Annotated in this window: 14 protein-coding genes; all 14 read left to right on the plus strand. The window is 61.5% G+C overall.

Going from position 1 to position 13,955, the window contains the following annotated elements; all coding sequences use genetic code 11:
- The first annotated feature begins 31 nt into the window (after nt 1–31).
- The 14 genes from ACP7AL_RS10215 (at nt 32) to ACP7AL_RS10280 (ending at nt 13,954) form a co-directional block, all read left to right on the plus strand.
- A complete protein-coding gene (locus tag ACP7AL_RS10215) occupies nt 32–361 on the plus strand; it encodes a DUF736 domain-containing protein (RefSeq protein WP_425991106.1) in 330 nt (109 codons plus the stop codon).
- A gap of 70 nt (nt 362–431) precedes the next feature.
- Nucleotides 432–1,163 carry a lytic transglycosylase domain-containing protein gene (locus ACP7AL_RS10220; RefSeq protein ID WP_024921628.1) on the plus strand — a complete coding sequence of 244 codons (732 nt, stop codon included), beginning with the start codon at nt 432–434 and terminating at the stop codon, nt 1,161–1,163.
- Entirely contained in the window at nt 1,160–1,441 is a 282-nt protein-coding gene (locus ACP7AL_RS10225; protein WP_024921627.1) for a hypothetical protein, read from the plus strand. The genes ACP7AL_RS10220 and ACP7AL_RS10225 overlap by 4 nt, the downstream gene beginning before the upstream one ends.
- Nucleotides 1,438–3,189 (plus strand): relaxase/mobilization nuclease domain-containing protein, encoded by a 1,752-nt coding sequence (locus tag ACP7AL_RS10230; protein ID WP_024921626.1) that lies wholly within the window; start codon nt 1,438–1,440, stop codon nt 3,187–3,189. Before ACP7AL_RS10225 ends, ACP7AL_RS10230 begins: the two co-directional genes overlap by 4 nt.
- A gap of 74 nt (nt 3,190–3,263) precedes the next feature.
- On the plus strand, nt 3,264–3,458 hold the full coding sequence (locus ACP7AL_RS10235; RefSeq protein WP_024921625.1) for a hypothetical protein: 195 nt from the start codon (nt 3,264–3,266) through the stop codon (nt 3,456–3,458).
- 177 nt (nt 3,459–3,635) lie between these two features.
- Nucleotides 3,636–5,627: a conjugal transfer protein TraG gene (locus ACP7AL_RS10240; protein ID WP_024921624.1), complete on the plus strand. Its 1,992-nt coding sequence runs from the start codon at nt 3,636–3,638 to the stop codon at nt 5,625–5,627.
- A gap of 10 nt (nt 5,628–5,637) precedes the next feature.
- Nucleotides 5,638–6,072, plus strand: coding sequence for a ribbon-helix-helix domain-containing protein (locus tag ACP7AL_RS10245; RefSeq protein WP_024921623.1), 435 nt, complete (start codon nt 5,638–5,640; stop codon nt 6,070–6,072).
- Between the two features lie 263 nt (nt 6,073–6,335).
- The gene (locus tag ACP7AL_RS10250; protein ID WP_081758536.1) at nt 6,336–8,057 is read left to right on the plus strand and encodes a ShlB/FhaC/HecB family hemolysin secretion/activation protein; all 1,722 of its coding nucleotides are present in this window, start codon (nt 6,336–6,338) and stop codon (nt 8,055–8,057) included.
- 89 nt (nt 8,058–8,146) lie between these two features.
- Nucleotides 8,147–10,090 carry a DUF2341 domain-containing protein gene (locus ACP7AL_RS10255; protein ID WP_244434403.1) on the plus strand — a complete coding sequence of 648 codons (1,944 nt, stop codon included), beginning with the start codon at nt 8,147–8,149 and terminating at the stop codon, nt 10,088–10,090.
- 5 nt (nt 10,091–10,095) lie between these two features.
- Nucleotides 10,096–10,500 carry an ExbD/TolR family protein gene (locus ACP7AL_RS10260; RefSeq protein ID WP_024921620.1) on the plus strand — a complete coding sequence of 135 codons (405 nt, stop codon included), beginning with the start codon at nt 10,096–10,098 and terminating at the stop codon, nt 10,498–10,500.
- Between the two features lie 62 nt (nt 10,501–10,562).
- Nucleotides 10,563–10,700 carry a hypothetical protein gene (locus ACP7AL_RS10265; protein ID WP_160166490.1) on the plus strand — a complete coding sequence of 46 codons (138 nt, stop codon included), beginning with the start codon at nt 10,563–10,565 and terminating at the stop codon, nt 10,698–10,700.
- A 19-nt stretch (nt 10,701–10,719) separates the two neighbouring features.
- Nucleotides 10,720–11,289, plus strand: a complete 570-nt coding sequence (locus tag ACP7AL_RS10270; RefSeq protein WP_024921619.1) for a hypothetical protein — start codon at nt 10,720–10,722, stop codon at nt 11,287–11,289.
- Nucleotides 11,286–12,035: an energy transducer TonB gene (locus tag ACP7AL_RS10275; RefSeq protein ID WP_051472541.1), complete on the plus strand. Its 750-nt coding sequence runs from the start codon at nt 11,286–11,288 to the stop codon at nt 12,033–12,035. Before ACP7AL_RS10270 ends, ACP7AL_RS10275 begins: the two co-directional genes overlap by 4 nt.
- A 41-nt stretch (nt 12,036–12,076) precedes the next feature.
- On the plus strand, nt 12,077–13,954 hold the full coding sequence (locus tag ACP7AL_RS10280) for a putative porin (protein ID WP_024921617.1): 1,878 nt from the start codon (nt 12,077–12,079) through the stop codon (nt 13,952–13,954).
- Nucleotide 13,955 lies beyond the last annotated feature (1 nt).

The following is a 13,955-nucleotide window of genomic DNA, read 5'->3' on the forward strand; positions in this document are numbered from 1 at the left end:
ATCCCGTTCGTTCGCAACTAAGGAGACCATCATGGCACACATCGGCACATTTACCCGCACCGCTGACGGCTTCACCGGGACCATCAATACGCTGATGCTGAAACGGCATGTGATCGTCATCGTCCCGGCCATCGCCACGGAGTCCGAGAACGCGCCAAATTACCGCGTTCTCTCCGACGATACTGAAATTGGCGCGGGCTGGAAGCGCCGAAGCGACAAGGTCGGCGATTACGTCTCGCTTGTGATCGACGATCCGAGCTTCGTGCAGCCGTTGCGCGCCAATCTGTTTCCCGCGACCAGCGACGGCAAGACCTTCCATCTGATCTGGACCCGTCCCACACGGCGTCAAGCCGCGGCCTGACGAGCGTCAGGGCTGAAGCAGGCGAGGGCGACACCATGCGCAAATATGCTTCTCTCGGGGGCGATCACACATGACCACGGCGCGCCGCAAGCAATCTCTTCGGCGCGCCGTCGTTGTGGTCGCAGTCTGCTTTCTTTCCGTTCCGGCCCTTATCGAGCCAGCGCCGGGCGCTGCGTCTGATCTCGTCTCCCGCTACGAACCCATCGTGGCAGAAGCCGCGGAGCGCTTCGCCATTCCATCCGCCTGGATCCGAGCGGTCATGGATGTCGAAAGCCACGGCGATGCGCGCGCGCTGTCGTCGAAAGGCGCTATCGGCCTGATGCAGGTCATGCCGAAAACTTACGACGGCTTGCGTATCCGCTACGCGCTTGGCCGCGATGTTTACGATCCCCACGACAACATCATGGCGGGCGCTGCATACTTGCGCGAAATGTACGACCGCTTCGGCGCATCAGGCTTTCTCGCCGCCTACAATGCAGGGCCGGAGCGCTATCAGGACTACCTGACCACCGCGCGGCCGCTGCCGCTGGAGACGCGCGCCTATGTCGCCCAGCTCGCTGTGCGGTTGACCGGGACACTGCCCGCCGTCAGCGACACCATCGACCTGGCGCAGGATCAGGAATGGCCCGCGTCCGCGCTCTTCGCCAAACGCGCCGAGCGCAGCCAGAGCGACACCGCGAGCATGCTGGTCAAGACATCGGGATCACCAGCCAAAGACACAGGCGCATCACAAGCGAAACCATTCTCGCCGTCACGCGATGCGCTCTTCATCCCGCTTTCCGGCAAGACAAAGCGGCCATGACAGGCATGCGGGATCACGTCAGTACAGAACACCAGTTGGCTCGTTGCGAACAGGCCATGTTCGCACAAAACCACCGGCAGATTGACGGCAAGATAAAAGAGATGCCCCCGCGCAGGAGCCAAGCCACTGACGTGGCTGGTCTTCCCGCGGGGGCGTCGGTCGGCGCGCGTGCCGCGCGAAGAGAAAGAGCCAACAAGAACAACGCTGTTTTCGGCACCATTGGCGGATTCCCCGGCTCGATGGCGACAACGATGCGCGTCTCGCGGCGGATGCCATGAACGACCGCGACGACGATTTCCGCGTCCGGCCAGGCCGTATCGGCAATCGCGGATCAGGTCGGCACAAACCGTTCGTTCATCAGGTGCTCAGGGCCGCGAAGAAGGAAGGTGGGGAGGGCGGCGGCGGTGTGGCCGGCCGGCGCCGCGGATCGCGGTTCGGGCGCGGCGGAGCATCCTTCGGCCGCAGCCGGCTGCTCGGCGCGCAGCGGCGCGTGGTGATCAAGGCGAGGATCGTGCGGAATTCATCGCAGCAGGCGCGAACGGCGCCGCTGAGCGCACACGTCGCGTACCTCAAGCGAGACGGCGTCACCCAGGATGGCAGCCACGGCCGCATGTTCGACGCCGCAGGCGACGATACCGACGACAAGGCGTTCATGGCGCGCTGCGGCGGCGACCGGCATCATTTCCGTTTCATCATCTCGCCTGAGGACTCCGGCGAGATGAGCGACCTGCGTGCCTTCACCCGCGATCTCGTCGGGCAAATGGAGCACGATCTCGGGACGAGACTGGATTGGGTTGCTATCGACCATTGGAACACCGACAATTCGCATGTCCACCTCCTGGTCCGCGGCGTCACGCAGGATGGCGGCGATCTTGTGATCGCGCGTGATTACATCAGCCGCGGTTTGCGATCTCGGGCCGAAGATCTGGTCGCGCTCGAACTCGGCCCCAAGCCCGAGCATGCCATTCGCTCCGGGCTGGAACGCGAGGTCGAGGCGGAGCGATGGACGCGGCTCGACACCGAGATCCGGCGCGAAGCAAACGAGGCCGGTCTGATCGATCTTCGGCCGCCCGAAGCCAGTGCGGGCGATGGGCAGATCCGCCGCCTGATGGTCGGGCGTTTGCAGCGTCTCGAGCACATGGGATTGGCATCTGCGGATGGCCCCGGCCGGTGGACGCTCAGGCCTGACGCCGAGACCGTGCTGCGCGATCTCGCGGTTCGCGGCGACATTATCAAGACCATGCACCGCGCGATGACGGGGCAGGGTCAAGAGAGGGCAATGGGCGACTATGTCATCGAGACTGCGCATGCGCCGTCTCCTGTCATCGGCCGTCTGATCGAGACCGGCCTGCACGATGAATTGAGCGGGCAGGCCTATGCCGTCATCGACGGCGTTGACGGGCGCATCCATCACGTCCGGTTTGCTGCGACTGGCGCTTTGGCGAATGCTTCGCCTCCGGGCGGTTTGGTTGAAGTTCGCCGTTTCGGACGCGCTGATGATCGGTCTCTCACGTTGAGCCTGGTGTCACGTTCCGACGTCGATCTCACGGTTCAGATCACAGCTCGCGGGGCGACCTGGCTCGATCACCGTTTGGTGGCGAAAGATGCGGCGACGTTTGCATTGGGAGGTTTTGGCGCAGAGGCGCGCCAGGCGATGGAGGAGCGCACGGCGCATCTTGTCGGCGAGGGACTGGCCCGCCGCTACGGTGACCGCGTCGTGCTCGCACGGGATCTCTTGGCGACGCTTCGCCGCCAGGAGATCGATGCCGTCGCCGCGGGCCTTGCTGGTGAGACTGGACGGCCCTACCGACCAGCAGAAACCGGCGAGCAGATTTCAGGACAATATGTCCGCCGCCTCAGCCTGACCTCCGGCCGCTTTGCCATGGTTGACGATGGCTTCGGATTCAGCCTCGTTCCCTGGTCGCCGTCGCTGGAACGGCATGTTGGCCGGCACGTCGCAGGTCTTGCACGCGCCGACGGCGGTGTCGAATGGGGCTTTGGGCGCTCACGAGGACTGGGCCGCTGACCTATTGAAGTGGCCGGGGCGGGTTCGCGGCGCTTCTCGTTCTGGTATAGTGGCCGGACATCCAGGAGGCTCCCATGACCGAGAAGCCGATGGCATCTCGCCAAAGTCTCACCGATTGGAAAGACGAGATGCGCGAGGAACTTGATCGGGCGCTGGCGCGCGAAGAGCGCCTGCGCGCCGCTTGGCGCGAAGAGCGACGTCGCAAGTTAGCGAACCGCAACGAGCAGTCAACGATCGTCGACCCGGCCCGCCGCAAGGGCAACGCCTGAGACGCAGCGTGTGCCGCGCATTCGCGATAGCTTCCACACATCGCGATATCCTCAGACTGTCAGATCAGTATCTGCACGCCATCTCCGCCGTTTCTACGATGGTCGGCCGGTGAGGGTTGTTTTCCGTGAGCGGCGTCGCTTCCTTGGCACGCATCCGCATCCCAGAAGAGCAAGCCCGTGCCAGCAACCAAGGTCCTGTGGGGCCAGATTGTCGTCGTCTTCTCGATCGTACTCATGACAACATGGGGCGCGACACAGTGGACAGCGTGGCGACTTGCCTATCAGTTCGAACTCGGACGGCCGTGGACTGAGATCGGTCACTTTCCTGTCTATCCGCCGCCCGCCTTCTTCTGGTGGTGGTTTTCGTTCGACGCCTATGCGCCGGGTATCTTCGTCGAAGGGGCCTGCATTGCCGCCTCGGGCGGATTCATCGCCGCAGCTATTGCGATCGCAATGTCCGTCTGGCGCGTCCGCGAGGCCCGCGAGTCGCAGACCTATGGATCGGCGCGCTGGGCCAGCGAAGATGAAATCAGGGCCGCCGGTTTGTTTGCGCCCGACGGCGTCATGCTCGGACGGCTTGAGCGTGCCTATGTCCGGCACGACGGCCCCGAGCATGTGCTCTGCTATGCGCCCACCCGCAGCGGTAAAGGCGTTGGCCTTGTCGTACCGACATTGCTGACCTGGCCGGGAAGCTGCATCGTCCACGATATCAAAGGTGAAAACTGGCAGCTCACCGCCGGGTGGCGCGCGCGCTTCGGCCGTGTCCTTTTGTTCGATCCGACCAATCCGGATTCGACACCCTACAACCCACTGTTGGAAGTCCGTCGCGGTGACAGCGAGGTCCGTGACGTTCAGAACATTGCCGACATCCTGGTCGATCCTGAAGGCGCGCTCGAGCGCCGCAACCACTGGGAAAAGACCAGTCATGCGCTGCTGGTCGGCGCTATCCTCCATGTGCTCTACGCCGAGCCCGACAAGACGCTCGCTGGCGTCGCCAATATTCTGTCCGATCCGAAACGTCCCATCGAGACAACGTTGCGCGCCATGATGGCGACGCTGCATCTCGGCGACCGCGTGCATCCGGTCGTGGCGTCGGCGGCGAGGGAACTACTCAACAAGTCCGAGAACGAGCGATCTGGCGTGCTCTCCACCGCCATGTCGTTCCTCGGGCTCTATCGCGATCCGGTTGTTGCCAAGGTGACGGCGTGCGGCGACTGGCGGATCACCGATCTCGTCGAAGGAGAATTGCCGATCACGCTCTATCTCGTGGTGCCGCCGTCCGATATCTCGCGGACAAAGCCGCTCATTCGCTTGATCCTGAACCAGATCGGCCGGCGCTTGACGGAAGACCTTCATGCCAAATCGAAACGCCGCCGTCTGCTGCTAATGCTCGACGAATTCCCGGCGCTCGGCCGCCTCGACTTCTTCGAGTCCGCGCTCGCCTTCATGGCCGGGTACAACATCAAGTCTTTCCTGATCGCGCAATCTCTCAACCAGATCGAGAAAGCCTACGGCCAGAGCAATTCGATCATGGACAATTGTCATGTCCGGGTCGCCTTCGCCAGCAATGATGAACGCACCGCCAAGCGCATATCCGACGCTTTGGGAACCGCGACCGAATTGAGGGCCATGAAAAATTATGCCGGTCATCGGCTGTCGCCGTGGCTTGGCCATCTTATGGTCTCTCGTCAGGAAACAGCACGACCGTTGCTGACCACGGGCGAAGTAATGCAACTGCCGCCGACAGACGAAGTGGTTCTCGTTGCTGGTCTGGCGCCGATCCGCGCCAAGAAAGTACGCTATTTCGAAGATCGCCGTCTGAGCGGCCGGGTGCTGCCGCCACCGAAACCAGGCGCATCCGAGCGGCAAGACGGGGGCCGACAGCAACGCGTCGATGACTGGTCGGCACTGCCGGCGCCGAAGTCATCAGCTTCGCGCGACGTCGAAAGTTACGCCCGCGACGCTTCTGCTGATGGCGGCATCCGGCGCGAGCCCGCCTTGTCCGAGCACGAGGCAATCGCACCTGAAGCACCGCCACCGGCCACGGAATTCGCCATTGTCGACGATGATGCCGAAGAGGACGTGAAGCGGGTGACCACGGTGCGGCGGTACGTTCGCACAGTCGCGCGCCAGGCCGCGATGGATCCTGACGACGGAGTTGCACTTTAAAGGAGCCGGAATGAGAGAGCGGATCAACGTCTATGTCCCGCCCGAACTGTTGCGCCAGCTTATCGATCTGTCGGAACGCAAGCGCGTGTCGCGCAGTGCCATTGTCGAGGCGGCCGTCTCATCCTTCCTTTCGCCGGACGGTTCCGAGCGCATGGAGGCAGCGCTCGCCCGCAGGCTCGATCGCTTGACGCGGCAGGTGCAGCGGCTCGAACGCGATGTGACCATTGGAACTGAGACGCTCGCTCTGTTCATCCGTTTCTGGCTCACCGTAACGCCCGGATTGCCTGCTGACGCCCAGGCCAGCGCGCAGGCGATGGGACGGGAGCGGTTCGAGAACTTCGTCGAGACCCTCGGACGCCGGCTCAGCAGGGGGGCTAGCTTTCTGCAAGAGGCTCCGTTCGAGGGGATACGAAGGTCTGATCCTGCGGCCGGGCAGTCGGATTAACTGACGCCGGCGAATGGTCAGGAAAGCCAGATTGGGGCGGGTAGGCGGAATGACCAGATGCCCCTTTGAATCCCATCCAAGAATCTTTTGCAGGTTAGGTGGCGGTCAGTTGTCTTTTAACTGTGCGTTAGTGATTGCGGCGTGCCGCAGCGCTGACGCTTGGCTTGTTTGGAGTCGTCGGGGTACTCGTGCGAATTCGTCGTATAGAAATCACGTGCAGATGGCGATGGGCGAGGAGGGGATTGCTTTGCTTGGGCGTATCGATGGCCGCACTTGTCGGCGGCGTTGGCATCTCACAGCCTGTCTCGGCGGCAAACGCCAGTAATTCAGTGGTCTCTACCAAGCCGGCGGTGACCGCGACCGGGAAAGTGGAGCGAGGGCAGGCAGAAGAAGGGAAGGAGGGGCAAGGGAGAGTTGCCTCACCTGCCGGCGCGGTGCGACCGTCGGTGTCGCCTCAAAAGTTCGAGATCGATGATTTCGCCATCGAGGGCGGAAATAGCCTGTCTCAGATCGAGATCGAAGAAGCGGTCTATCCGTTCCTGGGACCGAACAAAACGGCCGAGGATGTCGAAAAGGCGCGGGCCGCGCTGGAGAAAGCATATCACGACAAGGGATTTCAGACCGTCAGTGTCTCTATCCCGGAGCAGAACTCCCAGCGCAAAGTCATTACGCTGAAGGTTGTCGAACTCAAGGTCGGGCGTCTACGAGTTAAGAATTCGCGCTATTTCGACCTTGAGAGGATTAAGACCCGTGCCGAATCCCTGAAAGAGGGTGTCGTTCCCAACTTCAATGACGTAACGAAGGACATTGTTGCGCTCAACCAATGGCCGGATCGTCGTGTGACACCGGCGCTTCGCGCGGGGGTAACCCCCGGTACGGTGGATGTCGATCTCAATGTCGAGGACACCGCACCGATCCATGCCAGCGTCGAATACAACAATCGTCAATCGCCGAGTACGACGGCGACGCGGTTTATCGGGACGGTGCGCTACGATAATCTCTGGCAGCTTGGGCATTCGGCAAGTTTCATCTATCAGGTGGCGCCCGAGCGCCCTGATGATGCCAAGGTGTTTTCGGGCTCGTACCTAGCGCGCATTCCAAGTGTGGAATGGCTCAGCTTCCTCACCTATGGCGTGAAATCGAGCAGTAGTGTTGCGACGGTCGGCGGCGCCAATATTGTCGGTCCGGGTGAGATTGTCGGCAGTCGCGCCATCATCACATTGCCGCCGCGGGACAGGTTCTTTCACTCCCTGTCGGTTGGTCTTGACTACAAGCACTTCCAGCAGACCGTGACGCTAGGATCCGGTGGGTTCTCCTCACCCGTGACCTACTACCCCCTCTTGGCAAGCTACGGTTCGACTTTCCAGGGTGAAAAGTTCACGACGCAGTTCAATGCCTCGATCACCTACAACATGCGGCCAATCAGCAGTGACTGGGAGGCCTTCGATGCGAAACGATACTATGCGTCGGCAAGTTTCACCCACTTCAACGCCGATGTGTCCCATACCCAGGAACTGCCGGAGGGCTTCCAATTGTGGGGCAAGGTTCAGGGGCAGATCGCCGATGGGCCGCTCGTCTCGAGCGAGCAGTTTAGCGCCGGCGGCTTTGACACCGTCCGCGGATATCTCGAATCCGAGGTGCTTGGCGACAACGGCGTGGCTGGCAATATCGAGCTGCGCAGCCCCAATATAGGCCAATTGTTGCAAAGCCATGTAAAGGACGAGACCGGGCAGGGGGCGCCGCGCTTCACGACCTTCAACGACTGGCGGTTCTTTGCCTTCGCCGATGGCGCGCGTGCGGAGACGTTGAAACCATTGCCGGACCAGCAGTCGCACTTCAACCTGTGGAGCTACGGCGTCGGCACGCGCTTCAAGTTGTTCAATTACGTCAATGGCGTCGTCGCCTATTCTGTGCCGATGGTCACGCAAGCGTACACGCGCGCCAACGATCCGCGTTTCAATTTCCGCATTTGGGGTGAATTCTGATGACAACGAAGCTGGGTCGGTGCCGGGGTGAGATGCGTCCGCGTAAACCAGGTTTTATTCGGCGGGCGACCGGAAGGGGCATCGCCGCGATGTTGTTCGGGCTTGTTGGCGCGCTGACATTGTCGTCACCGGCGAAAGCGTGGTGGAACGATGAATGGTCGATGCGCAAGAAGATTACCATCGACGCCAGCGCGTCGGGCGCCAACATCACCGATCCGATCGGGACTACACCTGTTTTGATCCGGCTGCATGCGGGTAACTTCCGTTTCGCCTCGGCGAAGGATGACGGCAGTGATCTTCGCTTCGTGGCCGGCGACGACAAGACGCCGCTCAAGCACCACATTGAGAAGTATGATCCGCTGCTGGCCGAGGGCCTGATGTGGGTCTCGGTGCCAAATGTACAGGCGGGTGCCAAGATCGAGATCTGGCTCTACTCTGGTAACAAGAAGGCGGCTTCAACGAGCGACGCCAAAGGTACCTATGATCCAGACACGCTGCTGATCTATCACTTCAACCAGCGCGGCACCCCCTCGCTGGATTCTTCGGTATGGGCCAATAACGCGCAGAGCGTGGGGCAGCCTGCAGACGGGTCGATCATCGGCACGGGTCTTCGTCTGACGGGGGCTGCGCCGCTTGCACTGCCGGCGTCGCCGTCGCTGGTACTGCCTTCGGGCAGTCCCTTCACCTTCTCGGCCTGGATCAAACCGGCTGTGTTGCAGCCGAATACGGCACTTTACAGTCGCCGTGATCCAGGCGCCGGCAATGCGCTCGTGATCGGACTTGATAGCGGCGTGCCGTTCGTCGAGGTAACCAATGCCGGCACCGTTCAGCGTAGCGGCGCGGGCGCGCCGGTTGCGCCGAACAGCTGGCATCATCTCGCGGTCATTGCCAGCAACGGTCAAGTCACGCTGTCCCTTGACGGAGCGCCTTACGCGTCGGTGGCGGCATCGCTACCGGCCCTGAATACGATTTCCCTGATCGGGGGTGACACCGCGACCTCCGGTGCCGCGCCCGTGGCGGTGCCGTCCGCAACCGAGCAGCCCGATACCCCAGCTGCGCAGGGGGCGGACGGCAGCGCGGCGCCTGCGGCAGATGTGCCTGCGACCACTATCGTTCCAGGTATGGCAGGCTTCATCGGCGATCTCGACGAACTGCATATCGACAAGGTGGCGCGGCCGGCAGGCTTTATCAGGTTCGCTGCTATCGGGCAGGGGCCGGAAACGGCCAAGCTGATTGCCTTTAGTGGTGATGAAGAGACCGCAAGCTGGCTCTCCGGCTACTTCGCGGTGATCCTCAAGTCGGTGACCCTCGACGGCTGGATCGTGATTGGCATTCTTGTCATCATGGCGGTGTTGAGTTGGGTCGTGATGTATGACCGCACCACCTATCTCGGCAAGCAGGCTAAAGCCAACGCTGTGTTCATGAAGCACTTCCGTGAAGTTGCAGACGATCTGACGGTGCTTGATCAGGCGGACGACAAGAGTGCGGCGACGCTGGGCGGCCGTCTGAACGCGAACGACGCTGAGACGATGAAGTTGTCTTCACTATATCGCATTTATCACATCGGTGCGCAGGAGCTTCGTCATCGTTTTGCCCGCAGCGGGGTCCGTGCGCGGTTCCTATCGGCTGCCTCGATTGCCGCGATTCGGGCTTCGCTCGACAGCGGCGTGGTCAAGGAGATCCAGCGGCTCAATCGGCAGATGGTGGTGCTGACGATTGCCATTTCCGGCGGTCCGTTCCTTGGCCTGCTTGGCACTGTGGTCGGCGTCATGATCACTTTTGCTGCGATCGCAGAATCTGGTGACGTCAACGTCAATGCGATCGCGCCCGGCATCGCGGCGGCGCTGGTGGCAACGGTCGCGGGTCTCGGCGTCGCGATCCCGGCGCTATTTGGCTACAACTACCTGATTTCCCGCATCAAGGAATTGACCAACGACATCCAGGTGTTCGTCGATGAGTTCGTCACCAGAATGGCGGAAGCCTATGATGCCGAGCGCCCCGATCCGATCGATCACCGCATGGCGGCGGAGTAATCACCATGCAGGTGCAGAGCGACTCCAAGCCGTACGATGACATCAACATCACGCCGATGCTCGATCTCGCCTACGTGCTGCTGGTGATCTTTATTATCATGACCACGGCGACGGTGCAGGGGCAGAAGGTTAATCTGCCGAAGGCTTCCGCTGCGCCGTCGCTGGCGACACAGACCACCAAGGCGATCACGGTGGCGAATGACGGCAAGATCTTCCTCGACACCATTCCGGTGACGCTGCCTGAACTCGAGCAGCGGCTGGTGCAGCAGAAGGCGCTGACACCTGAGTTTCCGGTGGTTCTGCGCGGTGATGCGCAGGCGCAGTACCAGAGCGTGATGGATGTGCTCGATCTGCTTGGCCGGATTGGTCTCAACCAGGTCGGGCTTGCGACGAAGCCATTGGTGAAGTGAGGCGGAGACCGGCGTGCGCACGATAGGCAATCATCCTGAGTCCAGCATCGCAGGGAGAACGCATGACACTGTATCAGCTTTTCATGTGCTGGCTGATCGTCAACGAGCTCGTCGTGGTCGTGGTCATCTTGCGCGCGGCGGATCGGAAAGGTTCGGCGGCACCGGCTACGGAGAGCCGTGCGATGCGACCAGTCCGCTAGTGAAGTGAGGGAGGATCAGATGCAGGCCGCATCCACGCAGAATATTGCCGAACTCGCCGGTCCCGGCGGAGGGCTGCTGCCGCGTCTGCGGGCGTGGTTCGCAAGAGGCACCACGATGTATGCAGCCGTGCTTCGTCACGATGGCGCGGCGGAGGATGCGCGGGTGGTCGATACCAGTGTCCGTAATGGGGGTGTCGATCGGCGTGGCGGCACGATGCAGGCCGGCGTGCCTGCGCCGGAGCAGGGCGCTCAACGGCCGACAGCCGTCCTGTTGCCGTTTCCGATTCACGGCGAGGCGCTGATGGTCAGGCTGGCGGAGCAGTTGCGCGCGCGCATTGCACGCAGTGGCGTCAATCGCGATTCATTCGTGTTGACGATGTGGCGGCGGCGGTATGTGCGCCTCATCATCGATGGCGCGGCTCAACTCGAGTTTTGCCCCGAGACGGACATCTATCGTCTTGTCATCGGCACCGAGCGAGACATACGGATCATCGTCGAGACAACGGATTTCGACTCCGTGGTGAGATTCATCGCGCAGTATGTCACCGACCGCCTTTCCGGTGAGTTGACAGGAGAGGTCGCGTCGTGAGCCTGCTGGCCAAAATCAGGAATCGGCTGAACGTAAAAGCGGACACCTCGGCCAACGAGGATGGCGAGGGCCGCAAGCCGAATCTGCGCTATGGCGGGGCGCTGGCCGCGATCGCGCTGGTGCTGAGCGGGACCATTTATCTGTTCGTCGGCCACGACGACGCTCCGCTGCCGCGCCAGGTGCGCGAACTGGCCGTCACCGTGGTGGTGCCGCCCCCGCCACCTCCACCGCCCCCGCAGAAGTTGCCCGAGCAGAAGATGATCGAGCAGCCCAAGATGGCGGAACCCGAATTCAAGGAAGACAAGCCGGTCGACACGCCAAAGGATGAGCCGGCCAAAGATGCCAAGAACGACGATGCGCCGGGGCCGCTCTCGCTTGACGCGATGGCGACTGGACCGGGTGATCTGTTCAATCTTGGCGGTAAGCCTGGCGGCAGCCCGTATGGTGGAGGGGGCGGCGGCGGTAGTCGCTGGGGGTGGTACGGCTCGATTGTGACCGCGCAGGTGGAGTCCGCGCTGCGTTCCAACCCCAAGACCCGTCTGGTGGTTGCGACTATCCAGATCCGACTGTGGGCCGATGGCTCGGGCCGGGTAACCAGGGTTGTTCTGACGCCATCGACTGGTGATGCCGAGGTTGATGCAGCGATTCGAAACGAGGTGCTTGGTGGCCTCGCGCTCCGCGAACCTCCGCCCAAAGACATGCCGATGCCGATCGTTACGCGCTGGATCGCGCGGCGTCCGAGTTGAGCTTCCGAGAAAGAACCATGCGTAGAGTGACTGGGGGACTAATGTCTGTGACTATGTTGAATGTGCACCAGCGACCGATGTCGCTTGCTGTCTCGTTATGCGCGCTGATGTGTGCATCGTCGGCATTCGCTCAAAACGCGATAAGCGAGGACAACACTCGGGCGAGCCGGGAGCCGTCACGGAGACCGACCGTCTCGCAATCAGCGCCGACATCACCGAGCACGACCGTCAACCTGCTCAATCTCATGGTGAAGCGCAAGATTGTTTCCCAGGAGGAGGCCGACGCCCTGATCAAACAGGCTGAAAATGAAGCTTATGTATCACGTCAGGCTGCGAAGGATGCGACGGCCAAGGCTGACGAGGCGGCCAAAGCCGCAACGGTGGCCACAGCGGCCGCCAATCCTCCTGGAACTAGGCATGTTGCCTATGTCCCGGAAATCGTCAAACGACAGTTACGCGAAGACATTAAACGGGAGGTGATGGCAAAGGCTGAAAAAGAAAACTGGGCGTCGCCTGGCCTCTATCCGGAATGGGCGCAACGTATCCACTTCTATGGGGATGCGCGCGCGCGCTATCAGGGCGCTTTCTTTCCGACCGGAAACAATCCGCTCGGCCTTTACAACTTCAATGCCATCAACACTGGCTCGCCCTTCGACAACAGCATAGGCAATCCGTACTACCCACCGACTTATAACACGGCGGAGAACCGCGATCAGTTCCGTTTCCGCGCGCGGCTCGGCATGGATGCGGACCTGTCCCATGGCTTCACCGCCGGTTTGCGGCTTGCCACGGGCGAGAACAGCTCACCGGTTTCGACCAACCAGACATTCGGAGCAAACGGGGGCAATTTTTCGAAGTATGCGCTTTGGCTCGATCGTGCAAACCTCAAATGGAAAAACGAAGACCTTGCGCTATCAATCGGTAGGTTCGACAGCCCGTTCTGGTCGCCGACCGATCTCGTCTGGCACCGCGACCTTGGATTTGACGGGGTCGCTTTTCAGGCCAAGCACGAAGTCATGCAGGGCTTCACGCCTTTCGTGGCTGCGGGTGCGTTCCCGATCTACAACACCGACTTCAATGCCGGCATCAACCTCAGCACTCAGGGTGCCAGCGCCGGTGATCCCAACGCGGGCCTGCCGAGAAAGTTCGCGAGCCAAGACAAGTGGCTGTTTGGCGCTCAGGCCGGGCTGAAGGGCAAGATTGATGAGGTCCATTCGTTCACCATGGGCGCTGCCTATTACGACTTCACCAAGGTCCAGGGTCGCCTCTCTAGGCCATGCACCGTGGCCTCCACTGCAGACGTTTGCGACACCGACATCCTGCGTCCGTCCTTCGCGCAGAAAGGCAACACCTACATGCTGCTGCGCGATATCATCGCGGATCCAATCGGAATCGGGAACGACAATGGCACGAAGAGCCAGTACCAGTATTTTGGGCTCGCAAGCCAGTATCGTCCTCTGGTCGTTAGCGGTCAGTTCGACTTCGGCGAATTCCATCCGACCCACATCGTCGTTGATGGCGAGTACGTGATCAACACTGCCTTTAATCGTGCCCTGTTGAACCAGACCGCGGTGAACAATCGCGGCCCTGATATCGCGAAGGGCGTGCCAGGCCCCTTCCAAGGCGGAAACCAGGGTTGGCTCGCGCGCGTGACCGTAGGCGACAAGCAGATCAAGCGGTTCGGCGATTGGAATGTTCATGCCGGTTACAAGTACCTCGAATCGGATGCGACCATCGACGCGTTCGTGGACTCCGATTTCGGTCTTGGCGGCACCAACCTCAAAGGTTATTTCGTCGGCGCGAACGTCGGTCTCAGCGACAATGTCTGGGCCAGCCTGCGCTGGATGAGCGCAAATAGTATCGCCGGCGCGAGTTATGCCGTCGATGTTCTCCAAGTTGACGTCAGCGCGAAATTCTAAT

The organism is Afipia sp. DC4300-2b1, from assembly GCF_049895725.1.
Taxonomy (GTDB): domain Bacteria; phylum Pseudomonadota; class Alphaproteobacteria; order Rhizobiales; family Xanthobacteraceae; genus Afipia; species Afipia broomeae.